This is a genomic window from Pseudomonas sp. TZ252 (assembly GCF_056110345.1).
On the sequence record NZ_CM148566.1, the window covers coordinates 5453129 to 5477848 of the forward strand.

Below are 24720 nucleotides of genomic sequence, written 5' to 3' on the forward strand. Positions count from 1 at the left end.
CCGCGTTTATTTCTGCTCGAGGTAGTCGGTCAGGAATGCCTGGGGCTCGCCTGCGGACGACAGCGACTCGCTATAGGCGACCTGCCGCGTCTGCTGTTCGCCGGGCAGGTAGAGCTCGCCCCAGCCGTCGCGCACGATCAGGATCACATACTTGCTGCCGTTCAGTTCGGTGGAGTAGCGACTGTCCCTGGCGCTCTTTTCCACTTTTACCTTGTGGATCAGGCGGTCCCAGTCGTGGTCCAGACCTTCGACCTGCAACAGCGCTTCGCCGGCCGCCGCTTCGCCGATACGCAGGGTCCAGACCTTGAGCCCCTGCTGGCCCTGGTAGGCCACCACCTTGTCGGCGACTGGCGGCCGCGCCTCTTCTGCCTGCGCCGTGCAGGATCCCCACGCCAGTGCGCCCATCAGCAGTGCCGCAGTCCACTTTGCTATCATTCTCGCCCCCTTTGGCAACGCGATGTAAAAGGGGCGCATCTATTAATACAGGCGCGAGCCACGAACAACCGAGGCGGCCGCCGCTCACAGGAAAAGCGTCGTCGCCCACAGGTTCGGTTCGATCAGCGCACGGAACCATCCTGGAAAGCCGCTGCCTGAACCGGTTCAGATGGTTGCGTCCCACCGATACCTACGCCATGGAAAGCTGGAATCCCTACCACGACACGGAGCTCTATTTCGACGCTCCTTCACCCCTGAGCCAGTCGCAGATCCTCGACGCGCGCGAAATGCTCGGAAGCGCCACCGGTCACTACCAGGCGCGGACGGTGCGCCCGTCGATGCAGTATTTCGATTGCGACCTGAGCTTCACCGAGCCGCTGCGAACCCACAAGGTGCTGCCGGAAGGCCTGTGCATCGTGCAGATGTTCGACGGCCAGTGGCGGCACAGCGTCGACGGCGGCGAGCCTTATCTCTACAACCTGGGCGGTCCTTCGGTGCTCGGCACCGGCGAGCCGATGGAGGCCTTCGATATCCTGCCGGCGGGCAGCCGCGTGCGCCTGGGCGGGCTGCGGATCGCCGCCAGCTATCTGGAAGAGGAACTGGAAACCGGCGATGGCGCCTTGCGGCCGCTGGCGCGGCTGAAGGGCGACGGCGCGAGCTTTACCCAGTTGTCCCGTTGCGGCGCCATCACCGCCCTGTTCGAGCGCCTCTACCAGAATCCATACCGCGGCGCCCTCGGACGTCTGCACGAAGAGAGCCTGACCCTGGGCCTGCTGGTGGAGCTGGCCGCCTACCTGGGCGGCGCGGACCTTCGTCGCGCGCGCACCCCACGCGCCCAGCGCGACCTGGCCCATGAAGCGCGCCGCCTGCTGGAGGCGAACCTCGGTGAGCCGCCGGCCAGCCTCGAACTGGCGCGCCAACTGGGGGTCGGCGAAACCACCCTGCGGCGGATTTTCAAGAACGAGTTCGGTCGCTCGATGTTGCAGTACGTCCGCGACCGGCGTCTCGAGATCGGCCGGCAGATGGTCCGCGAGGGTCGCTGGCAGATCGCGCAGATAGCCTATCGCCTGGGTTACTCCAGTCCGGAAAACTTCACCCATGCCTACCGCGCGCGCTTCGGCCATCCGCCGGGGCGCGAGTGAGGCGGACGCGGTTCAGAGCGAACGCTGGTCGACCCGCGCGGAAAGCTGCTTGGCGCTTTCCTTGCGCTCCGAATAGCGGTCCACCAGGAAGTCCGTGCGCTCGCGCAGGAGCAGGGTGAACTTGAACAACTCCTCCATCACGTCGACCACCCGGTCGTAGTAGGGCGATGGCTTCATCCGGCCCGCTTCGTCGAACTCCAGGTAGGCCTTGGGAACCGAGGACTGGTTGGGGATGGTGAACATGCGCATCCAGCGACCCAGCACGCGCAACTGGTTGACCACGTTGAACGACTGCGAGCCGCCGCAGACCTGCATCACCGCCAGGGTCTTGCCCTGGGTCGGGCGCACCGCCCCGAGTGCCAGGGGAATCCAGTCGATCTGCGCCTTGAATACCGCGGACAGCGCACCGTGGCGCTCGGGCGAGCACCAGACCTGGCCTTCCGACCACTGCACCAGGTCGCGCAACTCGCGGACCTTGGGATGCTCCACCGGTGCATCATCGGGCAATGGCAGCCCGGAAGGGTCGAAAATCCGCGTTTCGGCACCGAAGCGTTCGAGCAGGCGTGCGGCCTCCAGCACCAGCAGGCGGCTGAAGGAGCGCTCGCGGGTCGAGCCGTAGAGCAGGAGGATGCGCGGCCTGTGCCCGGAGACGGGGGGCGGGTCGCCGAGCAGCGCGGGATCGAGGTTGGGTAGTTGTTCGGACATGCTTCCTCCGGTCAGAGCGAGCCGATGCGCTCCAGCTCACGCTTGAGCTGGTCGCGATCCAGGGTAGCGAAGGGCAGGCCGAGGAAGGCTCGGCAACGCTGTTCGATGCGTGCCAGGGTGGCGTGGAACGCCGCATCCCGCAGGGCTTCGTCGCCATCCAGGGCGGAGGGATCGGCCAGGCCCCAATGGGCCTTCAGCGCTGCGCCGAGATACAGCGGGCAGGCTTCCCCCGCGGCGGCGTCGCAAACGGTGATGACGATGTCCGGCGGTGCGCCTTCGAAGGCTTCGCTGCCCTTGCTGTACAGGCCGTGGGTGGCGATGCCGGCCTGTTCGAGGGTCGCCAGGCTGCGCGGATGCACCCGCCCGCTGGGCTGGCTGCCGGCGCTGCATGCCTCGAAACCCGGCGGGGCCAGGTGGTTGAACATGGCTTCGGAAAGAATGCTGCGGCAACTGTTGGCCGTGCACATGAACAGGACTCGCATGGGATGCTCCTGCCGCCGTCGCCGGCGGCCGTCAGATGGCCAGGCGCAGGGCCAGGGCCGAAAGGGTCGCCAGCAGGACCGGCAGGGTCAGCAGGGCGCCGACCCTGAAGTAGTAGCCCCAGGTGATGCGCATGCCTTTGCGCGCCAGCACGTGCAGCCAGAGCAGCGTCGCCAGGCTGCCGATAGGGGTGATCTTCGGACCCAGGTCGCAGCCGATGACGTTGGCGTAGATCATCGCTTCGCGCACCGCGCCGGCGGTGTCGCTGGCCTGGATCGACAGGGCGCCGAGCAGCACGCTGGGCATGTTGTTCATTACCGACGAGAGGGCGGCGGAAAGCAGTCCGGTACCCAGCGCGGCCGCCCATACGCCGTGCTCGGCCAGGCGGTTCAGGAGCTGCGCCAGGAGGTCGGTGAGACCGGCGTTCTTCAGGCCGTAGACCACCAGGTACATGCCCAGCGAGAAGACCACGATCTGCCAGGGCGCTTCGCGCAGCACCCGCCGGGTCGAGATCACCCGCCCGCGCCCGGCCACCGCCAGCAGCAGCGCCGCACAGGCCGCGGCCACCGCGCTGACGGGGACGCCCAGCGGCTCCAGGGCGAACAGCCCGGCGAGCAGGACCAGCAGCATCCAGCCACCGACGACGAAGGTCGCGCGGTCGCGGATCGCCGCCCGCGGCGGCTTCAATTGCTCCAGCGCATAGACCGGCGGCAGGTCGCGGCGGAAATAGAGGAACAGCACCAGCAGGGAGGTCGCGACGCTCACCAGGTTTACCGGCAGCATGACCGCGGCGTACTCGCCGAAGCCGAGCCCGAAGTAGTCGGCCGAGACGATGTTCACCAGGTTCGAGACCACCAGCGGCAGGCTGGCGCTGTCGGCGATGAAGCCCGCCGCCATGACGAAGGCCAGGGTCGCCGCCGGGCTGAAGCGCAGGGCCAGCAGCATCGACATCACGATGGGCGTGAGGATCAGCGCCGCGCCGTCGTTGGCGAACAGCGCCGAGACCGCCGCGCCGAGCAGCACGCAGAAGGCGAACAGGCGCCGGCCGTCGCCGCCAGCCCAGCGCGCGACGTGCAGCGCGGCCCATTCGAAGAAGCCGGCCTCGTCCAGCAGCAGGCTGATGACGATCACCGCGATGAAGGTGGCGGTGGCATTCCAGACGATGTTCCAGACGGTCGGGATGTCGCCCGGCGCGACGCTGCCCAGCGCCAGGGCGAGCAGGGCACCGATGCTGGCGCTCCAGCCGATGCCGAGGCCCCTGGGCTGCCAGATGACCAGGACCAGGGTGAACAGGAAGATGGCGAAGGCGATCAGCATGGGGCGGCTCGCGCTATTGGCAGCAGGCGGAGGCGCGCTGCGGGCGGCCGTCCATGTTGCGCAGGCGCGCTGCGTCGGCTTGCAGCCAGTCGCCGTTGGCCCGCAGGGTCACTTGCAGGACTTCGTGGATCCAGGCCGGCAGCGCAGGGTTCAGGCGGTAATACACCCACTGGCCCTGGCGACGGTCGAGGAGCAGCCCGGCACTGCGCAACTGGGCCAGGTGGCGGCTGATCTTCGGCTGGCTGTCGGCGAGGGCGCACATCAGTTCGCAGACGCACAGTTCGCCCTGGTCGACGATCAGCAGGGTGGCGCGAACACGCGTCTCGTCGGCCAGGCACTTGAACACTTCGGCGGGGCTGGGCATCGCTGGGCCTTCCTGGATATATGGAAAGCTGAATATACGGATATCCGTATGTATTGCAAGCGCCCCCGCTCCCGCCGGCTAGCGGCGGGCGGCCTGGACTTCCTCGCTCGGCGTGCGCCCGAAGTAGCGCTTGAACTCGCGGCTGAACTGCGAGGGACTCTCGTAGCCGACCTGGTTGGCGGCGGTACTGGCGTTCAGCCCGTCCTGCACCATCAGGCTCCAGGCCTTGTACAGGCGCACGCTCTTCAGGTACTGGAGGGGCGAGGTGAAGGTCATCGCCTTGAAGTTGTGGTGGAAGGTCGACACGCTCATGTTCGCCTCGCGAGCCAGGGTGTCGATGTCCAGCGCACTGGCGTAGTCGGTGTGGATGCGCCGCAGGGCCCTGGCCATGCGCCCGTAGCCGCTGTGCCGGCCGGCCACCGCACGCAGGGCGTTGCCCTGCTCGCTGCGCAGGGCGCGGAAGATGATCTCGCGGACCAGTTGCGGGCCGAGGATATGGCTGTCCAGCGGGCTCTGCAGGCAGCCCAGCAGGCGCATCACCGCATCGGCCATCCCCGCGTCCAGCGGTACCGAAGCCATCGGCGCGCTGGGTGCCAGCTCATTGTCGTCGTCGCTGCCGGGAGCCTCTTCCATCTGTAGCAGCAGTTCCTTCAAGGTGCCGATATCCACGTCGACGCTCACTCCCAGCAAGGGTTCGGCGGCGGAGGCGTGGGTTTCGCATTCGAACGGCAGGGGCACCGACATCACCAGGTAGCGTTCGGCGTCGTAGCGGTAGGTTTCGCCGCCGAGGAAACCGATCTTCTGGCCCTGGGCGAGGATGCAGATGCGCGGCTCATAGAACACCGGGCTGCGCGGATAGGCCTGTTCGGCGCGCATCAGGCGAACCCCGGGGATGCGGGTGGCGTCGAAACCCGGTTCGTCTTGCAGGGTGGCGATCAGCGACGCCATGTCGGTGGAAGTAGTGCTCATGCCTTGGCTGTTTCTCCAGGAGGGGAGGCAAACGTAGCAACCCCGTGCGCGCCTGGGCAGTGGCGGCACGCAACATCGGCACGAATGGGCAAGGCTTCGACAGGAATGGACATTCTGCGGCGGCGCCCATCCGGCGAACAATTGCCCCCCGAACGGACCGCCGCCAGCAAGCCGTCGCGGCCCGCCATCCTGCGAAGAGGACACACCGATGACCCTACAGATCCGCGGCTACGCCGCCCAGTCCGCCAGCACCCCGCTGACCGCCCATCGCTTCGAACGCCGCGCGCCGCGCGCCGACGACCTGGTGATCGACATCCTCTACTGCGGCGTCTGCCACTCGGACCTCCATCAGGCGCGCAACGAATGGCACAACAGCCTGTACCCGCTGGTGCCGGGCCACGAGATCATCGGCCGGGTCGCCAGCGTCGGCGAGGCGGTGAGCGGTTTCGCGGTCGGCGAACTGGTCGGCGTCGGCTGCATGGTCGACTCCTGCCGGCACTGCGCCGCCTGCTCCGAGGGCCTGGAGCAGTATTGCGCGGAATACCCGACCCTGACCTACAACGGCCGCGACCGCCACGACGGCCTGCCGACCTTCGGCGGCTACTCGGAGCGCATCGTGGTCTCGGCCAGGTTCGTCCTGCGCATTCCCCAGGGGCTCGATCCGAAGGCGGCGGCGCCGCTGCTGTGCGCCGGGATCACGTCCTACTCGCCACTGCGTCACTGGAAGGTCGGTCCCGGCAGCCGGGTGGCGGTGGTCGGCCTGGGCGGCCTCGGTCACATGGGCCTGAAGTTCGCCAGGGCGCTCGGTGCCGAGGTGGCCCTGTTCACCCGCTCGCCGGGCAAGGAAGAGGAAGCGCGGCGGCTCGGCGCCGACCAGGTGATCCTTTCCACCGACCCACAGCGGATGGCCGCCGTCGCCGGACGCTTCGACCTGATCCTGGACACCGTGCCGCACCAGCATGACCTCAATCCCTATCTGGCGACCCTCAAGCGCGACGGCACCCTCGTACTGGTCGGCCTGCTCGAGCCACTGGAGCCGGCGGTGCACGGTGCGCAACTGGTGATGGGACGCCGCTCGATCGCCGGCTCGGCCATCGGCGGCATCGCCGAGACCCAGGAAATGCTGGATTTCTGCGCGACCCACGGGATCGCCTGCGACATCGAGATGATCGAGATCCAGCAGATCAACCAGGCCTACGAGCGGATGCTGGCCAGCGACGTGAAGTATCGCTTCGTGATCGACATGGCCTCCCTGCAGAAGTCCTTCTGAGACGGGCCGTCGGCGCCGGCGGGCTCAGCAGCCCTCGGCGTCGACCAGGAAGGTCTCGAAACGCACGCTTTTCGCCCCCAGCCGCCAGACGCCCGCGCTCAGCGGGCCTTGCGCGTCCTCCCGGGCCTGCCAGGCGCGTTCGCAGTCCTCGCGTGAACGCCAGCAGGTGTAGTTCAGCACGTGCTGGCCGTCCTCGCTGGGGTGCAGGCTGGCGGACAGGTAGCCCGGGCAGTTCCTGAAGCAGCGTTCCAGGCGTTGCAGGTGCGCGTTCTGTTCCAGCGCCAGCGACAACTGGCTGGCGGGTTCCACCTCGATATCGATGAGTTGCGCGTAGCACGGCGACCGCTCGCTAGCGGCCGGGCACTGATCGTCGGTGCAGCAGTAGGAGGAGGGGATGAGCATGGCGGGTTACTCCGGGTGACTTGTGTCGAGGGCCGGCCCAGGGTAAAACCTCAAGCAAACTTGAGGTCAAGCCAATCATGAAGAATTCCTGCGCATCTCGTGAACTGAGCGTCGGCGAACTGGCCAGGCGTGCCGGCGTGGCGGTCTCCGCCCTGCATTTCTACGAAACCAAGGGGCTGATCAGCAGCCAGCGCAACGCCGGCAACCAGCGGCGCTTCAGTCGCGAGACGCTACGCCGGGTGGTGGTGATCAAGGTCGCCCAGCGGGTCGGCATTCCCCTCGCGGAGATCGCTCGCGCCCTGCAGACCCTGCCGGCGGGGCGCAGCCCTAGCGCGGCGGACTGGGCGCGCCTGTCGGCGCAGTGGAAGGAGGATCTCACCGAGCGCATCGACAAGCTGCTGCTGTTGCGCGACCAACTGGACGGCTGCATCGGTTGCGGCTGCCTGTCGCTCCAGGCCTGCCCGTTGCGCAACCCCGGCGACCAGCTTTCCGCCGAGGGGCCGGGAGCGCACTGGCTGGACGCCGAGGGCCGCGAGCACGACGGCTAGGCAGCGGTCAGCCGTGGTGCTGGCGGTCGGCGACGGCCGGGCTGTCCTGCAGGTTGTCCGGCGGGATCGCCAGGGCGCGTAGCGATCCGGCCATGATGTCGCTGAAGGTGGGCGCCGAGACCAGGCCGCCGAAGTAGCCGATCCTGGTCGGCGAATCGATCATCACCGCCAGCACCAGTTGCGGGTCGGACGCCGGCGCCATGCCGACGAACAGCGAACGGTAGGACTTGTCCGCGTAGCCCCGGCCCGAGGCCTTGCGCGCGGTGCCGCTCTTGCCCGCCACGTGGTAGCCCGGCACGCGGGCGCGGACCACGCCCTTCGGGTCTTCCACCACGGTTTGCAGCATCGCCCGGATGCGCCGTGCGATCTGCGGGTCCATCGCCTGGCGCACCTGGTTCTGCGGGTTGTCGCGGAGCAGGCTGAGCGGCACCAGCTTGCCGTCGTTGGCGAACACCGAGTAGGCCTGGGCCAGCTCGGCGGTGTTCACCGCCAGGCTGTAGCCGAACGACATGCTGGCGGTGGCGATGTTCGACCATTTCTCGTGGAACGGCAGGTAGCCCGGGTTCTCGCCGGGGAAGCCCAGCGACAGCGGCGCGCCGAAACCGACCCGGCCGAGCTGTTCGAGGATCGGCTTGGGTCCGATCTGCAGGGCGACCTTGCTCATGCCGATGTTCGAGGAGTTGATCAGCACCCCGGTCATGGTCAGTACGTCGCGCCGGGCGACGTCGTGGATGGTGTGCCCGTCGATGGTCATCCAGCCCGGTGCCACGCTGACTTGACTGTTCTCGTCGAACTTGCCGGAGGCCAGCGCCGCCGACATGCTGAACGGCTTGATCACCGAGCCCGGCTCGAAGGTATCGGTGAGGGTGCGGTTGCGCATGAAGGCCGGGGCGAAGCTGGCGCGGTTGTTCGGGTTGTAGGAGGGGAAGTTGGCCATCGCCAGGATCTGCCCGCTCTTCGGGTTCACCAGGACCGCCGAGCCGGAGTGCGCGCCGAACTTGAGCACGGCCTTTTCCAGCGCCTTGTAGGCGATGAACTGTAGTCGCAGGTCGATGCTCAGGGCCACGTCCTGGCTGGCCTTGGGCGTCTTCAGCACCTTGATGCTGTTGACCAGCGAGCCGCGCGGGTTGATCGCCACCTCGCGTACCCCGTCCTTGCCGCTCAGCCAGTCGTTGAAGCCCAGTTCGGTGCCTTCCTGGCCGCGGCCGTCGATGTTGACCAGGCCGATCAACTGCGCGGTCAGCTCGGAACTGGGGTAGAAACGCTTGTATTCCTTGATCTGGTGTACCCCCGTTATGCCCAGGGCCATCACCTCGCTGGCCTCGATCGGCGACAGGCCGCGCTCGAGGTAGAGAAAGCGCTTGTTCGGGTTGGCCTGGAGCTGGGCCAGCAGCGCCGCCGCGGGGCGGTGCAGGGCGCCGGCCAGGCGCGGCACCTCGTCGAGGTGGGCGGCCATTTCCCTGGGGTTGCACCAGATCGACGCGACTTCGGTGGATACCGCCAGCGGCTCGCCGTTGCGGTCGGTGATCATGCCGCGGGTGACCGGGATCGGCAGGTCGCGGATCGAGCGAAGGTCGCCCTGGTCGGCGAGGAATTCGTGGTCGTGGACCTGGAGATAGACCAACCGTCCGGAGACGGCCAGGGAGGCGAGGACGAACAGGGTGACGACAAGGATGAAGCGGTAGTTTCGGCGTTGACTGCTCATGCAAGGGCACACTGGGGAAGAGGGAGAGCGGAAGCCCGTCCGGGGCAGTGCTGAAACATCCTGTTGCAGTTGGCAACTGTACCGTCACCCGCCACCCGCCGGTCAAGCCCTTTGCCGCCGTCTAGAGCACCAGGCGCATCGCGCAGCGGCTGTCGGCGGCGAAGCCGATCTCCTGCTCGTGGCCGAGGATCGCGCGCAAGCGCTCGCCGGCTTCCTGCCAGGTCAGCCGCTGGAAGCCCAGGCGTGCGTAGAACGGCGCGTTCCAGGGCACGTCGCAGAAGGTCGTCAGGGTCAGCGCCCGGCAGTGGCTGGCGTGGGCGTAGGTCACCGCGCGCTCCAGCAGGCGGCGGCCCAGGCCCTGTTGCTGGTGGGCCTGGGCGATGGACAACTCGGCGATGTGCAACTCGTCGGCGCAGCGTTCGGCGGCGAGGAAACCGACCGGCTGGCCATCGGCGTCTTCCGCCAGCCAGTGGCTGCCGCGCTCGATCAGGCGGCGATGGAAGTCCACCCCGGCGACCCCGGCGTCGGCGATCCAGGCCAGCTCGGGCAGCAGGCGGAAGCTTTCCCCGGCTGAGCGCTCGATGGCCGGGAGCAGCGCGGCGTCCTCGTCGCGGCTGGTTCTGATGCGGTAGTCCATTGGCTTTTCACTCCATGAGCAGGCCGTCGAGCAGCACGTCCAGGGCCTGGCAGGCCCTGGCCAGGCTCTCCGGCGGGTGTTCGGCGTTGGCGATACGCAGGGCGGCGTCCACCAGCGCGCCGTTGAGCAGCCAGGCCAGGGCCTCGGCGTCGGTGCGGCGGACCCGCCCGCTGTCCATCAGTTCGCGCAGTTGCCCGGTCATCGAGCTTAGGCAGCGCAGTTGGCTGGCCTCACTGCTGGGGCTGCCGAGGATGGCCGGGGCATCGCGCAGGACGATGCGCTGGATTTCCGCTTCCAGGGCCATTTCCAGGTAGGCCCGGTTGTAGGCACGGAAGCCGCTCCAGAGGTCCTCGCCGGCAGCCAGGATGGCGCCGAGGCGAAGATTCATCTCGTCGTCGATCTGCTGCACCACCGCGGCCAGCAGGCCTTTCTTGTCGCCGAAGTGGTGATACAGCGCGCCGCGGGTGAGGCCGGCGCTGGCGGTCAGTTCGTCCATCGAGGCGCCGGCGTAGCCGTTGTCGGCGAACGCTCGGCGCGCGGCGTCGATCAGCTTGGCGCGGGTTTCCTCGATCATCTCGGCGCGAGGCTTGCGGGCCATGCGAGGTCTCCGGGTGGCGAAGGGGCTTCAGGATAATTGACATACGCTGCGTATGTCTCCATGATTTTTGACATACGCAGCGTATGTTAATTTCGTCTTCTCCCGTCGTCGCCGGTTCCGCTGGAGCCGGCCAGCCGAGGCTTTCCATGAGCAACCCCTATCTCGAACTGTTCGCCGCGCCCGGCGCCAAGGGCTTTTCAGCCGCCGGCCTGCTGGCGCGGATGCCCCTGTCGATGACCGGCCTGGGCATCGTCACCATGCTTTCCCAGGTGCATGCCGACTACTGGCTGGCCGGTACCGTGGCGGCCACCTTCGTGTTCTGCAATGCCTTGCTCGCGCCGCAGGTATCGCGCCTGGTGGACCGCTTCGGCCAGGGCCGGGTGCTGCTCCCGGCCGCGCTGGCCAGCGCCCTGGCGATGAGCGCGCTGTTGCTGTGTACGCACTATCGAGCGCCGAATGCCTGGCTCTACCTGTTCGCCTTGCTCGCCGGGGCGATGCCGAGCATGCCGGCCATGGTACGGGCGCGCTGGACCGAGCTGTACCGGGGCTCGCCGAAGCTGCACACGGCGTTTTCCTTCGAATCGGTGATGGACGAGGTGTGCTACATCATCGGGCCGGTGCTGGCGGTGAGCCTCAGCGTCGGCTGGTTCGCCGAGGCGGGGCCGCTGCTGGCGACGCTGTTCCTGGTCGCCGGGGTGAGCCTGTTCAGCCTGCAACGCGGCACCGAACCGCCGCTGCATGCCCATCCGCGGCGCCGCGCCGGCAGCGCGCTGGCCTATCCGGCGGTACGCGTGCTGGCGCTGGTGCTGGCCGCCATCGGGGTGATCTTCGGCGCGGTGGAAGTGGTCAGCGTGGCCTTCGCCGAGGCGCACGGCAACAAGGCTGCGGCAAGCCTGGTGTTGTCGGTCTATGCCGTCGGCTCATGTCTCGCGGGATTGCTGTTCGGGCTGCTGCGCTGGCGCCTGGCGCTTTCCCGGCAACTGCTCTGCATGGTTACGCTGATGGCCCTGAGCCTGATGCCGCTGCTAGGGGTGGAGAGCATCCTTGCGCTTGCCCTGACCGTGCTGGTGGCCGGCTTCAGCGTGGCGCCGACGATGATCCTGGCCATGGGCCTGGTCGAGCGCGCGGTGGACCCGGCGCGCCTCACCGAAGGCCTGACCTGGGCCATCACCGGGCTGGGCATCGGCATGGCCTTGGGCTCGGCGCTGGCTGGTTGGGTGGTGGAGGGCTACGGCGCCGCCAGCGGTTTCCTCGTCGCGGTCGGCGCCGGCTGGCTGGCCTGGCTGCTGGCCCTGGCCTGCTTCCGGGTGCTGGCTCAGGACGAGGCCGGAGACTGCGCGGTGTCCGGCTGAGCCGGGAAGGCGTATTCGCGTTCGACCCGGGCGATCCGCGCGCTGAAACCGGCGTACCAGTCGCGCCGGCCGCGCGCCTGGGCGTCGCGGTGCTCCGCGTGGCGGCTCCAGGCACGGATCGCCGCCTCGCTGTCCCAGTAGGAGACGGTGATGCCGAAACCGTCGCCGCCGCGGACCGACTCCACGCCGAGATGGCCCGGCTGGCGGCTGGCCAGTTCCAGCATGCGCTCGGCCGCTTCGGCGTAGCCGTCGTCGACGGCGCTGCGATGGGAGCTGAAGATCACTGCGTAATAAGGTGTCGGGCCGCGCCGGGGGTGGTCGCGGCGCTGCGTCCGGCACGCCTCGACGAATGCCTTCGGCAGTGGCGGCAGGACGCCGGCCAGGGCTGCCCGCTCGGGTTGGAACAGGGTGGCGACGAAGAACGGATGCTGTTCCAGCTCCACCGCGCGGATCGCTCCGTCGGCGCTCCAGGCGCTGGCCCGCAGTGCGCCGCCGGTAAGTTCCGCGGCGAAGCGCGGGGCGATTGCGTAGCGGCAATGGTAGTCCGCCTCGATCCAGTCGGCGGCATACGCCAGGGCCAGGCGCGAGCCGCGCAGCAGGCGGACTTCCTCGCGGGCTTCGAGCAGAGCGCAGGGCAGGGCGGCGATCACCGCCTGGTCGCTGTGCGGATGCTCCTCACCATGGGTCGCCGCCTGCCAGCCGAGGGCGTTGCGGGCGAACTCGAGGATCGTGTGCTGGAAGCCGGCGCAGGTACCGAGGAACGGCCGGCGCCGGCCCCGGGCATGGGCGATCAGGCGCAGCACCGCGTCGGCGTCGCGATAGGGGCTGCCCGGCACGCACCAGAACCCGTCATAGCGCTCCAGCGCCGGCTCGGCGGGCAGGCGGTCGCTGGCCAGCCAGTCGAATGCGATCTCCAGGCCGAGTGCCTCGCCGGCCAGGCGCAGGGCCAGGGGAATCGCCCGGTGGGCGGTGATGTGCGGGTCGTGGTCGCCGACCAGGGCAATGCGCAGCGGCGCCGCGGGAGGGGTGGACATCCGTTTTCGCTCCAGTTTCGCCACGCCGGTTGGCGGGCCCTGGCGCTCACTCTATAGTTGCGTTTCCGCACTCGATATCGGCGCCAATGCAAAAGATGAATGCACCGCTGCAATATCGCCTGGACCATGCCGATCTTGCCCTGGTCCTCGCCCTGGTTCGCGGCGGCAGCCTGGCGCGGGCCGCAGAGTTGCTCAGGGTCGATGTGTCGACGGTCTTCCGGGCCATCCGCCGGCTGGAGAAGAACCTCGGCAAGGCATTGTTCGACAAGAGCCGCAGCGGCTACCTGGCGAACCAGACCGCCCGCCGTCTGGCGCAGCAGGCGGAACTGGCGGAGCAGGCGCTGGAGGCGGCGCGCATCGGCCTCGAACTGGAGCGCGAGGTGCTCAGCGGTACCGTGCGCATGACCTGCTCCGACGCCGTCCTGCATGGCCTGCTGCTGCCGGCGCTGGCGCGCTTCATGCCTGGCTATCCGGCCCTGCAACTGGAGCTGGCGACCTCCAACGACTTTGCCAACCTCAGCCGGCGCGACGCCGACATCGCCCTGCGCATGACCCGCACGCCGCCGGAACACCTGGTCGGGCGCAACCTCGGCGAGGTGCGCTACGTGCTCTGCGCCAGCGAACGCTACCTGGAGGGCCGCGACGCGACGGAGCCCGCCATGCTGCACTGGATCGCCCCGGACGATTTTCTTCCCGACCACCCGAGCGTGGTCTGGCGTCGTCGACACTATCCCGGGGTGCTGCCGGCCTACCGCTGCAACGGCGTGCTGGCGGTCGCCGAGATGGCCCGCGCCGGCCTCGGCCTGGCGGCGATCCCTGCCTACCTGCTACGCGACGGCGACGGCCTGCGGGTACTGGACGCCGACCTCGAGGGCTGCTCCAGCGCCCTGTGGCTACTGACCCGTCCGGACTGCCGGGCGTTGCGCTCGGTGGTCGCGTTGTTCGACGAGCTGGGGCGGCATGTGCGATTGGGAGATGAGTGAAGGGGTGGCCGTGCCTGGTATGGCAACCCTCTCCCGCGAGCGGGAGAGGGGCTGGAATGGCAGGCCTGGCGCTCAGCCGCGATCCGCCGCGGCCGGTCCCGGCGGCGGAATGTCGCCCACCGCCGCCGCGCCGGTGTCCTTGCGCAGGCGCCTGACCTCGTCGACGCTGACGCTTGGCGCCTGGTTGCCCCAGCTGGTGCGGATGAAGTTGACCACGTCGGCGATCTCCTGGTCGTTCATCCGCCAGCCGAACGGCGGCATGGTGAAGCTCGACGGTGCCTGGTGGGTGGCCGGCAGGGTGCCGCCCTTGAGCACGATGTGCACCAGGGAGGTCGGGTCGCTGCCGGTCACTACCGGGTTGCCGGCCAGGGCCGGGAAGACCCGCGCATAGCCCTTGCCGTCGGTGCGGTGGCAGGCCCCGCAGTTGTCGACGTAGAGCGCCGCGCCGGTCTTGCTGTCATCGCCGTGGAACAGTGCCTGGGCCACGCTCTCGTCGTAGACGTGCGGCTGGTCGGCGGGGTCCGCCGGCGGCAGCGACTTGAGGTAGCGGGCGATGGCGGTGAGGTCGGCGTCGGTCATGTACTGCATGCTGTGCACCACCACGTCGGACATGCCGCCGAACACCGCGCTGCGCTCGCTGCGGCCGGTACGCAGGAAGCTGACCAGGTCGGCTTCGCTCCAGCTGCCCAGTCCGGTCCGGTGGTCGCCGCGCAGGCTCTTGGCGATCCAGTTCTCCAGCGGCGCGCTGCCGGACAGGTAGGCCGCGCCATCGCTCGCCGCCAGGGCCTTCTCCTGCATGCCCAGCCCACGCGGGGTATGGCAGGCGCCACAGTGGCCAAGGCCTTCGACCAGGTAGGCGCCGCGCGCCAGCACCGGGTCCTGCCCGGCGGCGGCCTGGAAGTCCTTCACCTCGGGAGCGAAGGTCCAGCGCCAGAATGCCAGCGGCCAGCGCATCGACAGCGGCCAAGGGATGTCGCTGGCCTTGTTGGGCTGCTCCACCGGCTCCACGCCATGCATGAAGTAGGCGTAGAGGGCGCGCATGTCCGCTTCGCTGACTCGCGCGTAGGACGGGTAGGGCATCGCCGGGTAGAGCGTGTCGCCGGACCTGGCCACGCCGTGGCGCACGGCACGGTCGAAGTCCTCGAAGCTGTAGTCGCCGATGCCGGTCTTGCGGTCCGGGGTGATGTTGGTCGAGTACACCGCGCCGATCGGCGTTTCCATCGGCAGGCCCCCGGCGAACGGCTTGCCGTCCCTGGCGGTGTGGCAGGCCACGCAATCGCCGGCGCGGGCCAGGTATTCACCCTGCCTGACCAGGGCCGGGTCCGGCGCTGCGGCGGCCTGGGCGATGCCGCAGGCGAGGGCGGAGAGGGCGAGGAAGGCTGTCGGTTTCATCGTTGCGCTCCTCATGCCTGCACCAGCGGACCGGGGTTCTTCAGGTATTGCTCGCGGATCGCCTTGGCCGACCAGTAGGCCAGCGCCGCCACCAGCCCAGTGGGGTTGTAGCCGGTGCCCTGGGGGAAGGCCGAGGCGCCCATGACGAAGACGTTGTGCACGTCCCAGCTCTGCAGGTAGCGGTTGAGCACACTGGTCTTCGGATCGCTGCCCATGATCGCCCCGCCGAGCAGGTGGGTGGTCTGGTAGACCCGTGTATTGAAGTGGTCGCCGAAGTTCTTGACGCTCACCGAGATGGCCTTCGGGTTCATCGCTTCGGCGATCTTGCGCATGTGCTCGGTGACGTAGCGGCTCATGCGGATCTCGTTGTCCTTCCAGTCGAAGGTCATGCGCAGCAGTGGCTGGCCGTAGGCGTCCTTGTAGGTCGGGTCGAGGTCGAGGTAGTTGTCGCGGTAGGTCATGTTGCTGCCGTGGGCGTCCATCGACACGGTGTGCGTGTAGGCGTCCTTGACCGCCTGTTTCCAGCCGCTACCCCAGCTCGGCGTGCCGGGCGGCACGGCGAGGCCGCCGATCGGCTTGGAGCCGGCCTGGTTGACCCACATCGGCGAGCCGCCGACGAAGCCCAGCGGTCCGTGGTCGAAGTTGTCGGCGTTGAAGTCGTCCACCGCCACGCCGCCACCGCCGGTGCCGACGAAGGGGTTGGTATGCACGTCCTTGTCGAAGAACGCCTTGATGGTGGCCATGTTCTGGTAGGCGAAGTTCTTTCCCACCACGCCCTCGCCGGTGCGCGGGTCGTAGGGCTTGCCGATGCCGGAGAGCAGCAGCAGGCGCACGTTGTGGAACTGGAAGGCGCTGATGATCACCAGCTTCGCCGGCTGCACGATCTCGCGCCCCTGGGCGTCGACGTAGGTCACGCCGGTGGCCTGCCTGCCGTCGCTGTCGAGGTTGATCTTGAGCACGTTGCAGTTGGCGCGCAGTTCGAACAGCGGGGTCTGGCGCAGCGCCGGCAGGATGTTCAGGTTCGGCGAGGCCTTGGAATACATGTAGCAGGCGTAGCCGCTGCAGAAGCCGCAGAAGTTGCACGGCCCCATCTGCACCCCGTAGGGGTTGGTCCAGGGCCCCGAAGCGTTGGCCGCCGGCAGGTCGTAGGGGTGCAGGCCGAGTTCCTCGGCGGCCTTGCGGAACAGTTGCGCGGAGTACACCTGGCGCAGCGCCGGCAGCGGGAAGTCGTCCGAGCGGTCGGCGGCGAACGGATTGCCCTTGCCGACCACCTGGCCCTTGACCGTATGCGCGGTGCCGGAGGTGCCGAAGACCTTCTCGGCGAAATCGAAGTGCGGCTCCAGCTCTTCGTAGCTGACCCCGTAGTCCTGGATGGTCATGCCTTCGGGGATGAATTTCTTGCCGTAGCGTTCCTCGTAATGGCTGCGCAGGCGCAGTTCCTCGGGCATGATCCGGAAATGCACGCCGGACCAGTGCAGGCCGGCGCCACCGACGCCGTCGCCGGGAAGGAAGGCGGAGAGCTGACGGTAGGGCAGCGCGGTGTCGTTGATCCCGTGGCGGATGCTCACGGTGCTCTTGGAGAGATTCTGGAACAGCTTGCCGCGTGTGTTGTAGGTCAGCTCGTCGAGGGTGTTCGGGTAGGCGCCGTCGGGATAGGTATCGCGGTTCTCGCCGCGCTCCAGCGCCACCACGTTGAGCCCGGCCTCGGTCAGCTCCTTGGCCAGGATCGCTCCGGTCCAGCCGAAGCCGACCACCACCGCGTCCACCGGTTTGAGTGTCGTCGCCATGTTCAACCCCTCTCGCCGGAAATCGCCACCGGCGGGAAGGGATACTTCTCGCCGCGGTCGGCCCAGTCCATGAAGTCGGCGCGGGCGCCGGGGAAACCGACCAGCTTCCAGCCCACCAGGCCGCGATTGCCGCCGTGCTGCGGATCGGAGAAGAAGCCTTCGTGGGTGTTTTGCAGCAACTGGCCGAAGAGCAGCTTGGCCGGCAGGTCCTGCAGGTCGATCTGGCCGGCTTCCAGGCGTTGCAGGATGTCGTCCTGCGCCGACGGCTCCAGCTCGGCGAACGGCTTGCCCTGGTTGGCCTTGCTCCAGCGTTCCAGGGCGGCGATGCCGACCCGGTAGATGTCGCGTGGCACCAGCTTCAACTGATGGCCGAACTCCGGCGCGGCGTCGGTGACGAACGGCCCCTGCATGTACCAGAGTGCGCCGTGCCCGTAGGGGGTTTCCATCTGTCGGTCGATGAACTCCGGCACCCCGGCCTCGATGGCGCCGGGGCCGTTGTCGTCGCTAGGGATCAGTCGCGCCACCGCGGCGTTGACGAAAGCCCATTCGGTGTTGGTGAAGAAGCGAGGCTGGTAGCGTTCGCGGGGTTTGTCCTGCTCGGCGGCGGGCGTCTGCATGGCATGGCCGACGCCATAGCCGGCCAGGGTCACCGCCGGGATCACGGTCAGGGTCTTGCGCAGGAAGTCGCGGCGGCCGTTGACGGCCTTGTCATCGGGCATGGTGGGGTCCTCTCTGGATCATCACGGTTTCGTCTTTCTGATAATGATTAGCAGGCTAATTATAAGTTCATGTGTCACGTTGAAAAAACGTTTCAGCAAGGATTCAGGCAGGCCAATACCGGCAAGTGAAGCAGAACGGCGCGCCGGGCGTCGGCCCGGCGCGGCCTTCAGGCGCCTCGCCGTCGCGCCCAGGCCGAAGGATTGACCAGGTTCAGCGGCCGCTCGCCGGCGAGGGCGGCCAGCAGGTTGTCTACCGCGCAGCGGGCCATGGCTTCGCGGGTTTCCTCGGTGGCCGAGCCGATGTGCGGAGTGGCCACCACGTTCGGCAGGCGCAGCAGCGGCGAGTCGGGAGACAGCGGCTCGCGCTCGAACACGTCGAGGCCGGCGGCGCGGATCCGCCGCTGGGCCAGGGCCTCGATCAGGGCCGCCTCGTCGACCACCCGGCCACGAGAGATGTTGATGAAGATCGCCTGCGGGCGCATCCGGGCGAACTGCGCGGCACCGATCAGGCCTTCGGTGGCGGCGGTCAGCGGCAGGGTCAGGCAGACGAAGTCGGATTCCTCGAGCAGCGCGTCGAGGGGGCGGTAGCTCGCTGCGTAGCGTTCTTCGACGTGGGGCTTCGGGCTATGGCTGTGGTACAGCACGCGCATGCCGAAGCCGTGGTGCCCGCGCCGGGCCAGGGCCTCGCCGATGCGGCCCATGCCGACGATACCGAGGGTCTTGCCATGCACGTCGGTACCGAACTGGGCGGCGCCGACGCTCTTCTTCCATTCCCCGGCGCGCACCCAGCCGGCCAGTTCCACTACCCGCCGGGCTGTCGCCAGGATCAGCGCGAAGCCGGTGTCGGCGGTGGTCTCGGTGAGCACGTCGGGGGTATTGCTGAGGAGGATGCCGCGGCGGTCGAGGTAGTCGATGTCATAGTTGTCGACGCCCACCGAGACGCTGGCGATGGCTTCCAGTCGCGGTGCCAGGTCGAGCAGTCCGGCGTCCAGGCGCAGGCTGGCGCCGAGCAGGCCGTGGGCCTCGGGCAGGGCGTCGCGCAGGCGGGCCAGGCCGTCGCGGCCGGGCTCCTCGACCAGGAGCACCTCGACCCGTTCGCGCAGGCGTTCCATCAGGGGCGCGGAGAGACGTTTGTAGAGAACCACTTTCTTCATCGGATGCTCCGGAGTCGGTCAGGGGTGGGCCGGCGCCGCCCGCCGCGAGGCGTGCGCGCGAGCGGCATCGGGCTCGCGCTTGTCGGCGTGCGGGTTGAGGAACACGGTGAGCAGCACCGACAGCAGCAGCGCTCCGCTCATGAACAGATAGGAAGCCCCGGGCCCGCCGGTGATGCCGTTCAGGTAGCCGACCAGCCAGGAGCCGGAGAACGAGCCCAGCGCGCCCATGCTGTTGATCAGCGCCATGGCGCCGCCGGCGACGTTGGCCGGGAGGACTTCCGGGACGATGGCGAAGAACGGTCCGTAGGGCGCGTACATGCAGGCCCCGGCCAGCACCAGCAGGGCGTAGGACAGCCAGAAGTGCTCGCTGCCGAGGGCGTAGGAACCGTAGAAGGCGATGGACGCGATGAGCAGCGGCGGCCAGACGAAACGCTTGCGTTTCTGCAACCGGTCCGAGGCCCAGGACACCCCGAGCATGGCGATCACCGCCGCCAGGTAGGGCAGCGCCGACAGCCAGCCGGCTTCTATGATGTCGATGTTGGCGCCGTGCTTGAGGATCGACGGCAGCCAGAGGACGAAGCCATAGACACCGATGCTCCAGCAGAAATACTGCAGCGAGAGGACGATGACCTTTGGCGAACGGAACGCCTCGCGGTAGTTCTTCACTGGCTTGATGCCCTGCTGCTCGGCGGCCAGGGCGTCTTCCAGGTCGCGTTTTTCCGAGCCGCTCAGCCAGGCGGCCTGGCGCGGGCGGTCATCCACCAGGCGCCACCAGATGAAGGCCCAGATCACCGCCGGCAGGCCTTCGATGATGAACATCCAGCGCCAGCTGAAATGCTCCACCAGGTAGCCGGAGACCACCGACATCCAGAGGATGGTCACCGGGTTGCCGAGGATCAGGAAGGTGTTCGCCCGCGAGCGCTCGGCGCGGGTGAACCAGTGGCAGAGGTAGACCAGCATCGCTGGCATCACCGCCGCCTCGACCACGCCGAGGAGGAAGCGGATGCCGATCAGCAGATAGACGTTGGCGACCATCCCGGTCAGGGTGGCCAGTCCGCCCCAGAGGATCAGGCTGACGAAGATCAGCTTCTTGACGCTGCGCTTTTCCGCGTAGATCGCCCCCGGCACCTGGAAGAAGAAGTAACCGAGGAAGAACAGCGCGCCCAGCAGCGAGGACAGCCCGGGAGTGATCCGCAGGTCGTCGGCCATCCCGGAGGCGGCGGCGAAGCCGTAGTTGGCGCGGTCCAGGTAGGCCAGGCTGTAGGTGACGAAAACGATCGGCATGATGTACCACCAGCGGCTGCTGGCGAGGCGAGGCATGGTCATGGTCGGGTATCTCCTGAGCTTGTCTTGTTCTTGTCGCAACAGGTGCCGCGTGGGCGGCGGGTTCAGGCGCTCCTGCGGCGCTCGCGGTCGAGCAGTTGGCTGCGTTTCGGCAGCCCCTCCATGTCGCCGCGGACCTGTACCGCGCGGCTGCCGATCCAGTTGCCGCGCGCCACCGCGTCGGGCAGCGGCAGGCCTTCCAGCAGCGCGCTGACCACCCCGACCGCGAAGCCGTCGCCGGCGCCCACGGTGTCCACCACGGTCGCCACCGGCACGCCGGGGACCAGCCCTTCGCCGTGGGCATCGCGATAGTAGGCGCCGCTCGGGCCGAGCTTGATCGCCACCGCGTCGACGCCCATGTCCAGGTAGAACGCGGCGATATCCGCGGGTTCCTGCCAGCCGCTGAGCAGGCGGCCTTCCTCCAGGCCCGGCAGGACCCAGTGGGCATGCGCGGCGAGGGCGTTGATCTCGGCGATCATGCGGCGCTCGCTGGGCCACAGCGAGGGCCGCAGGTTGGGATCGAAGGACAGGCTGGCGCCCCTGCCGCGCATGCGCCGCATCAGTTCGTGGGACAGCTCGCAGGCACTCGCCGAGAGTGCCGGCGGAATGCCGGTGGCGTGCAGGTGGCGGGCGCCGAGCATTTCTTCGCGGATATGGGCGAGGCCCAGCCGGCTGGCCGCCGAGCCGCGGCGGAAGTACTCGACCCGCGGGTCGGCACCATCGACCTCGCGGGACTTCATCTGGAACCCGGTGGGCGCTTGCGCGTCGACCTCGACGAAGCGGCAGTCGAGGCCCTCGCGGGTCAGGCTGTCGAGTACGAAGCGGCCGAGCGAGTCGTCGCCGACCCGGCTCAGCCAGGCCACCGCGAAGCCGAGGCGGGCGAGGCCGATGGCGACGTTGCTGTCGGCGCCGGCGATGCGCTTGCCGAACTGCTCGACCCGGTCCAGTTCGCCGGGCTGTTCGGCGACGAACATGGCCATGGTCTCGCCGAAGCAGAGGATCTCGAAGTCAGCCATGCTGGCGTTCCTCCTGGGGCTGGCCGAGGCGGGCGAGGGCGGCGATGTGCCGGCGGCTGAGACTGAGCAGGTCGTCGCCCTGCAGCGGGTATTCGATGGCCCGCGCCACGCCTTCCGGGAAATGCTGCAGCAGGCGCTGCCAGTACTGCAGGTCGGCGGCCGACGGCGGCACCGCGACCAGCTTGCCGTCGCGGTTGCGGATCACCGCCTTGCAGTGCACGTAGCCGACATAGCGGCCAAGGCGCAGGGCGGCTTCGTCGGCCGCCTGCTCCTGCCAGCGCCAGTTGCCGATGTCGAAGGTCATCGCCAGGTCCAGCTGCTGGCGTTCGGCGAGGCGGAAGAAGCGTTCCAGCACCTCGATCCGGCCGCCCTGGGGCGTCTGGTCGTTCTCCACCAGCAGTTGCAAGCCGTGGCGCGCCAGGCGCCGGCCGAGGGCGGCGAGATCGGGCTGTTCCGGCAGAAGGCCGAGCGAGACCTTGAGCCATCCGGCTCCGCAAGCTTCGGCGCGGCGCAGGGTCGGCTCCAGCTCGGGGTTCAACTGGCCGTCTTCGCGCCACAGCTCGAGGGGTGAGGAGAACACGCACTCCAGCCCCTGCAACTGGATGGCGGCGGTCAACGCCTCGGTATCCGGCGGGCCGGCGAAGAGTTCCTCGCGCAGTTCCACGCGCTGCGCGCCGGCCATCGCCAGCAAGGGCAGGAAGCTGGCCTGGCCGCGACTGCGAACGAGGTCCGCGCCATAGCTGGAAAGACTGATGGAGACGGGGTGAAGGGACATTGGCGATCCTCTGAAACCGGTTTCATTTCAAGCCGTGCGAAAGCCGCCGGCAACGCGCCGGCGGCGGGCCGCTAGCCGCGTGGATGGGTCGAGCCGCGAACGATCAGTTGCGCCGGGAAGGTCACCCGGCGCGCCGGCTCGCGGTCGCCTTCGAGTCGCGCCAGGAGGCGCTCGAAGGCGGTGCGGCCGATTTCGTCGGTGGGTTGGGCGAGGGCGGTGATGCCGCTGCCCACCAGTGGGTACCAGTCGAGTTCGTCCAGGGCCAGCAGGCCGACCTCATCGAACAGCCGGCAGCCGAGGTCGCGCAGTTGGCGGGTGGCGCAGAGGGTGGCGACGCCGTTGCAGGTGAACAGCGCCTTCGGCCCGGGGCCGCTGGCCGAAAGGAAGGCGCGCAGGCCGTCGCGGAAGAAGTCGTCGGTTTGCAGGACCTGGCCCTTGAGCGCCGGTCGCCGGCCGATGGAGGCATTGAAGGCCTGGACCCGCTCGATCCGCGAGCTGGTGCCGTCGAGCGGTTCGGTGACCAGCAGGATGTCGCGGAAGCCGCGGTGCTGCAGGTGGTCGAGGGCCTGTTCGACGGCGTCGGCGTTGTCCAGGCCGACCAGGTCGGTATCCAGCTCGGCCAACTGGCGGTCCACCAGCACCATCGGCAGTTCGCGGTGCAGGGCGCGCAATTCGCCGGGATGGTGGCCGAGGGTGTTCACGATCAGTCCTTCGACGTTGTAGGACTGCAGGGCGGCCAGGTGATGACGCTCCTGCTCGTCGTCGCGGTCGGTATTGCACACCACCAGGCTGTAGCCGTGTTCGCGGCAGGCGGTTTCCACGCCATGCATGACGGCCACGGAGTAGGGGTTGAGGATGTCCGCCACCAGCATTCCGATCAGCCGTGTGCGCCCGCGCTTGAGGCCTCGGGCCATCTGGTTGGGGCGGTAGTCGAGCTGGTCGATGGCGCGCTCGATGCGCCGGGCGGTGGCATCGGCGAGCAACTGGCGGTCGCCGCCGATATAGCGCGACACGCTAGCCTTGGAGACGCCGGCGGCCTCGGCCACCTGGTTGATGGTGACGCGGCCACGGCTGGGCAGTACTGAACCATTCACGGACCTGGTACCTCTTGGTGCTGTTCTTATTGGTGTGTCCGGCTGGTCTTCGCCAGCGGATGCCAGGAGTTGAAACCGGTTTCAGAAAATACCAGAAGGCCGATGCCCGTCAACGGGAAAAAAACGCCTACCGGGGCCGAGCCAGGCATGAGGCCAGGACGTTGTTCATGAAAACCGAATAATCGTTTCGAATGATGATTTGCAATTATTAATGTCGAATGGAATGAATGTGCCATATCTCCATAAATAAAAAGGAAGTTGTCCAATACTTGAGAAACTACTTTAAGAAGGTTTTGTCGGTAGAAAGCGATCAATCAGGCGAGCTTCGCTGACATGAAAAGCACCCGGCCGACCGTCTGAAGCAGTTCTCATTTATCGGAAAACGAAGGTGGCGCGCTGAAACTTATGCGCGCCTGGCGGTCTTTATCGACGACCTGACCGCCCGGTCGCGTCATCACGCTCACCGATCGTTGCGGGTCCTGTCGAATGCCGCCGTTCCGTCGCAGCAGGATTTTTCGACAAGACCCGTCCGGACCCACTTCCCGGCTAAGGAATGACAGGATGAGCGCCGCCCTGGAGCGATTGAATCATCTGAACCTGAATCACTTGTATGCCTTCGTCGCCGTCGCCGAACACAACAGCTTCACCGCCGCGGCGGAGGCCCTGGGCTTGTCGAAATCGCTACTCAGCGAGCAGTTGCGACGCCTGGAGGCCGACCTCGGGATCCAGTTGCTGACCCGTACCACCCGTCGCATGACCCTTACCGATCGCGGCGAACTGCTGTTCGGCGTGGCCCAGCGCATGCTCGGCGAGCTGGACGGCGCGCTCTCCGATGTGCGCGACCTGCAGGGCGAGCCCAGTGGCCGGTTGCGCATCACCGCGCCGCAGGACTTCGTTAAATGGCACATCAGCAGCGTTTCCGCGGCGTTCATCCGGCAGTTTCCCAAGGTCCAGGTGGAAATGCTGGCCGATGACCAGTTCAGCGATCTGGTCGGCCAGCGCATCGATCTCGCGGTACGTATCGGCTGGCCGCGCGACTCCGGCCTGCATGCCAGCAAGCTGTGCGACTTCCAGCAGGTTGCCGTGGCGACGCCGGGATACCTCGCCGGCCTGCCGCCGGTGCTCCAGCCGCACGACCTGGCGCGTTGCGAATGGATCGGCCATACCCGCCTGAGCACGCCCTGGACCTGGACCTTCGAACGCCAGCGCGAGCGTGCCACGGTACAGACCCGAGGGCGCCTGCTGGCGAACAACACCCTGGCGGTGTACCGCCTGGTGCTCGACGGTGCCGGCGTCAGCGTGCTGCCAAGCTTCCTGGTAGCCCGCGAGATCGCCCGCGGACGGCTGGTCCGGCTGCTGCCCGGTTGGCGCCTGCCGCAGGGCGGCATCTATGCCCTGTACCCCTCGGCGCGCTACATGCCGGTGCGGGTCAGGGCGTTCATCGAGTCGCTGCGCGAGCATCTCGGTCGCGAGCCGTTCCGCCTGGCGCAGAGCGAATGAGGCCGGGCATCCGTGCTGG

At 68.1% G+C, this 24720-nt stretch carries 25 protein-coding genes; 6 read left to right on the top strand and 19 right to left on the bottom strand.

The window, feature by feature from the left end:
- Positions 1–6: 6 nt before the first annotated feature.
- The gene (locus ACYAF3_RS25185; protein WP_003089323.1) at positions 7–435 is read right to left on the bottom strand and encodes a hypothetical protein; all 429 of its coding nucleotides are present in this window, start codon (positions 433–435) and stop codon (positions 7–9) included.
- 287 nt (positions 436–722) lie between these two features.
- Here ACYAF3_RS25185 and ACYAF3_RS25190 point away from each other — a divergent pair, with 287 nt between their 5' ends.
- Entirely contained in the window at positions 723–1577 is an 855-nt protein-coding gene (locus ACYAF3_RS25190; RefSeq protein ID WP_003122741.1) for a helix-turn-helix transcriptional regulator, read from the top strand.
- A 12-nt stretch (positions 1578–1589) separates the two neighbouring features.
- Here the strand turns inward: ACYAF3_RS25190 and arsH are convergent, their stop codons facing one another.
- The 5 genes from arsH to ACYAF3_RS25215 form a co-directional block, all read right to left on the bottom strand.
- Complete coding sequence (arsH, locus tag ACYAF3_RS25195) at positions 1590–2282, bottom strand: arsenical resistance protein ArsH (RefSeq protein WP_128669686.1); 693 nt, start codon at positions 2280–2282, stop codon at positions 1590–1592.
- Positions 2283–2293: 11 nt separating this feature from the next.
- On the bottom strand, positions 2294–2764 hold the full coding sequence (locus tag ACYAF3_RS25200) for an arsenate reductase ArsC (protein WP_003112098.1): 471 nt from the start codon (positions 2762–2764) through the stop codon (positions 2294–2296).
- A 31-nt stretch (positions 2765–2795) separates the two neighbouring features.
- Positions 2796–4079 (bottom strand): arsenic transporter, encoded by a 1284-nt coding sequence (locus ACYAF3_RS25205; RefSeq protein ID WP_003122742.1) that lies wholly within the window; start codon positions 4077–4079, stop codon positions 2796–2798.
- Positions 4080–4092: 13 nt separating this feature from the next.
- On the bottom strand, positions 4093–4443 hold the full coding sequence (locus ACYAF3_RS25210; RefSeq protein WP_031805314.1) for a metalloregulator ArsR/SmtB family transcription factor: 351 nt from the start codon (positions 4441–4443) through the stop codon (positions 4093–4095).
- A 78-nt stretch (positions 4444–4521) separates the two neighbouring features.
- Entirely contained in the window at positions 4522–5412 is an 891-nt protein-coding gene (locus ACYAF3_RS25215) for an AraC family transcriptional regulator (RefSeq protein ID WP_003113750.1), read from the bottom strand.
- Positions 5413–5620: 208 nt separating this feature from the next.
- Here ACYAF3_RS25215 and ACYAF3_RS25220 point away from each other — a divergent pair, with 208 nt between their 5' ends.
- The gene (locus tag ACYAF3_RS25220; protein WP_016852901.1) at positions 5621–6682 is read left to right on the top strand and encodes an NAD(P)-dependent alcohol dehydrogenase; all 1062 of its coding nucleotides are present in this window, start codon (positions 5621–5623) and stop codon (positions 6680–6682) included.
- 24 nt (positions 6683–6706) lie between these two features.
- On the opposite strand, the gene pumA is transcribed toward ACYAF3_RS25220, so the two are convergent.
- Positions 6707–7084, bottom strand: a complete 378-nt coding sequence (gene pumA / locus ACYAF3_RS25225; RefSeq protein WP_003089304.1) for a monooxygenase PumA — start codon at positions 7082–7084, stop codon at positions 6707–6709.
- Positions 7085–7161: 77 nt separating this feature from the next.
- Here pumA and soxR point away from each other — a divergent pair, with 77 nt between their 5' ends.
- On the top strand, positions 7162–7632 hold the full coding sequence (gene soxR, locus ACYAF3_RS25230; RefSeq protein WP_003089301.1) for a redox-sensitive transcriptional activator SoxR: 471 nt from the start codon (positions 7162–7164) through the stop codon (positions 7630–7632).
- A gap of 7 nt (positions 7633–7639) precedes the next feature.
- Here the strand turns inward: soxR and ACYAF3_RS25235 are convergent, their stop codons facing one another.
- From ACYAF3_RS25235 to ACYAF3_RS25245, 3 genes are all read right to left on the bottom strand, one after another.
- Positions 7640–9337 carry a peptidoglycan D,D-transpeptidase FtsI family protein gene (locus ACYAF3_RS25235; protein WP_003113747.1) on the bottom strand — a complete coding sequence of 566 codons (1698 nt, stop codon included), beginning with the start codon at positions 9335–9337 and terminating at the stop codon, positions 7640–7642.
- 121 nt (positions 9338–9458) lie between these two features.
- Positions 9459–9974, bottom strand: a complete 516-nt coding sequence (locus ACYAF3_RS25240) for a GNAT family N-acetyltransferase (protein ID WP_003089295.1) — start codon at positions 9972–9974, stop codon at positions 9459–9461.
- A 7-nt stretch (positions 9975–9981) separates the two neighbouring features.
- Entirely contained in the window at positions 9982–10572 is a 591-nt protein-coding gene (locus tag ACYAF3_RS25245; protein ID WP_003113746.1) for a TetR/AcrR family transcriptional regulator, read from the bottom strand.
- Positions 10573–10718: 146 nt separating this feature from the next.
- Between ACYAF3_RS25245 and ACYAF3_RS25250 the strand changes: the two genes are divergently transcribed.
- Positions 10719–11924, top strand: a complete 1206-nt coding sequence (locus tag ACYAF3_RS25250; protein WP_003117816.1) for an MFS transporter — start codon at positions 10719–10721, stop codon at positions 11922–11924.
- Here the strand turns inward: ACYAF3_RS25250 and ACYAF3_RS25255 are convergent.
- Complete coding sequence (locus ACYAF3_RS25255; RefSeq protein ID WP_116680124.1) at positions 11888–12958, bottom strand: CTP synthase C-terminal region-related (seleno)protein; 1071 nt, start codon at positions 12956–12958, stop codon at positions 11888–11890. The genes ACYAF3_RS25250 and ACYAF3_RS25255 overlap by 37 nt on opposite strands.
- 86 nt (positions 12959–13044) lie before the next feature.
- Here ACYAF3_RS25255 and ACYAF3_RS25260 point away from each other — a divergent pair, with 86 nt between their 5' ends.
- Positions 13045–13941: a LysR family transcriptional regulator gene (locus ACYAF3_RS25260; RefSeq protein ID WP_019371787.1), complete on the top strand. Its 897-nt coding sequence runs from the start codon at positions 13045–13047 to the stop codon at positions 13939–13941.
- A 72-nt stretch (positions 13942–14013) separates the two neighbouring features.
- Here ACYAF3_RS25260 and ACYAF3_RS25265 read toward each other — a convergent pair whose 3' ends face one another.
- From ACYAF3_RS25265 to ptxS, 8 genes are all read right to left on the bottom strand, one after another.
- Positions 14014–15333, bottom strand: coding sequence for a cytochrome c (locus ACYAF3_RS25265; RefSeq protein ID WP_003120138.1), 1320 nt, complete (start codon positions 15331–15333; stop codon positions 14014–14016).
- A gap of 11 nt (positions 15334–15344) precedes the next feature.
- Positions 15345–17120, bottom strand: a complete 1776-nt coding sequence (locus ACYAF3_RS25270) for a GMC family oxidoreductase (protein ID WP_033982877.1) — start codon at positions 17118–17120, stop codon at positions 15345–15347.
- Between the two features lie 2 nt (positions 17121–17122).
- Positions 17123–17839, bottom strand: coding sequence for a gluconate 2-dehydrogenase subunit 3 family protein (locus tag ACYAF3_RS25275; protein ID WP_003110746.1), 717 nt, complete (start codon positions 17837–17839; stop codon positions 17123–17125).
- A 167-nt stretch (positions 17840–18006) separates the two neighbouring features.
- On the bottom strand, positions 18007–18993 hold the full coding sequence (locus ACYAF3_RS25280; RefSeq protein WP_003120140.1) for a 2-hydroxyacid dehydrogenase: 987 nt from the start codon (positions 18991–18993) through the stop codon (positions 18007–18009).
- A gap of 18 nt (positions 18994–19011) precedes the next feature.
- On the bottom strand, positions 19012–20319 hold the full coding sequence (locus tag ACYAF3_RS25285) for an MFS transporter (protein ID WP_003113740.1): 1308 nt from the start codon (positions 20317–20319) through the stop codon (positions 19012–19014).
- 62 nt (positions 20320–20381) lie between these two features.
- The gene (locus ACYAF3_RS25290) at positions 20382–21332 is read right to left on the bottom strand and encodes a sugar kinase (RefSeq protein WP_003158932.1); all 951 of its coding nucleotides are present in this window, start codon (positions 21330–21332) and stop codon (positions 20382–20384) included.
- The gene (locus ACYAF3_RS25295; protein ID WP_003113739.1) at positions 21325–22107 is read right to left on the bottom strand and encodes a sugar phosphate isomerase/epimerase family protein; all 783 of its coding nucleotides are present in this window, start codon (positions 22105–22107) and stop codon (positions 21325–21327) included. The genes ACYAF3_RS25290 and ACYAF3_RS25295 overlap by 8 nt, the downstream gene beginning before the upstream one ends.
- A gap of 71 nt (positions 22108–22178) precedes the next feature.
- Positions 22179–23201, bottom strand: coding sequence for a transcriptional regulator PtxS (gene ptxS, locus ACYAF3_RS25300; protein WP_003113738.1), 1023 nt, complete (start codon positions 23199–23201; stop codon positions 22179–22181).
- 561 nt (positions 23202–23762) lie between these two features.
- Between ptxS and ptxR the strand changes: the two genes are divergently transcribed.
- Entirely contained in the window at positions 23763–24701 is a 939-nt protein-coding gene (gene ptxR, locus ACYAF3_RS25305; protein WP_003089264.1) for an HTH-type transcriptional regulator PtxR, read from the top strand.
- Positions 24702–24720 lie beyond the last annotated feature (19 nt).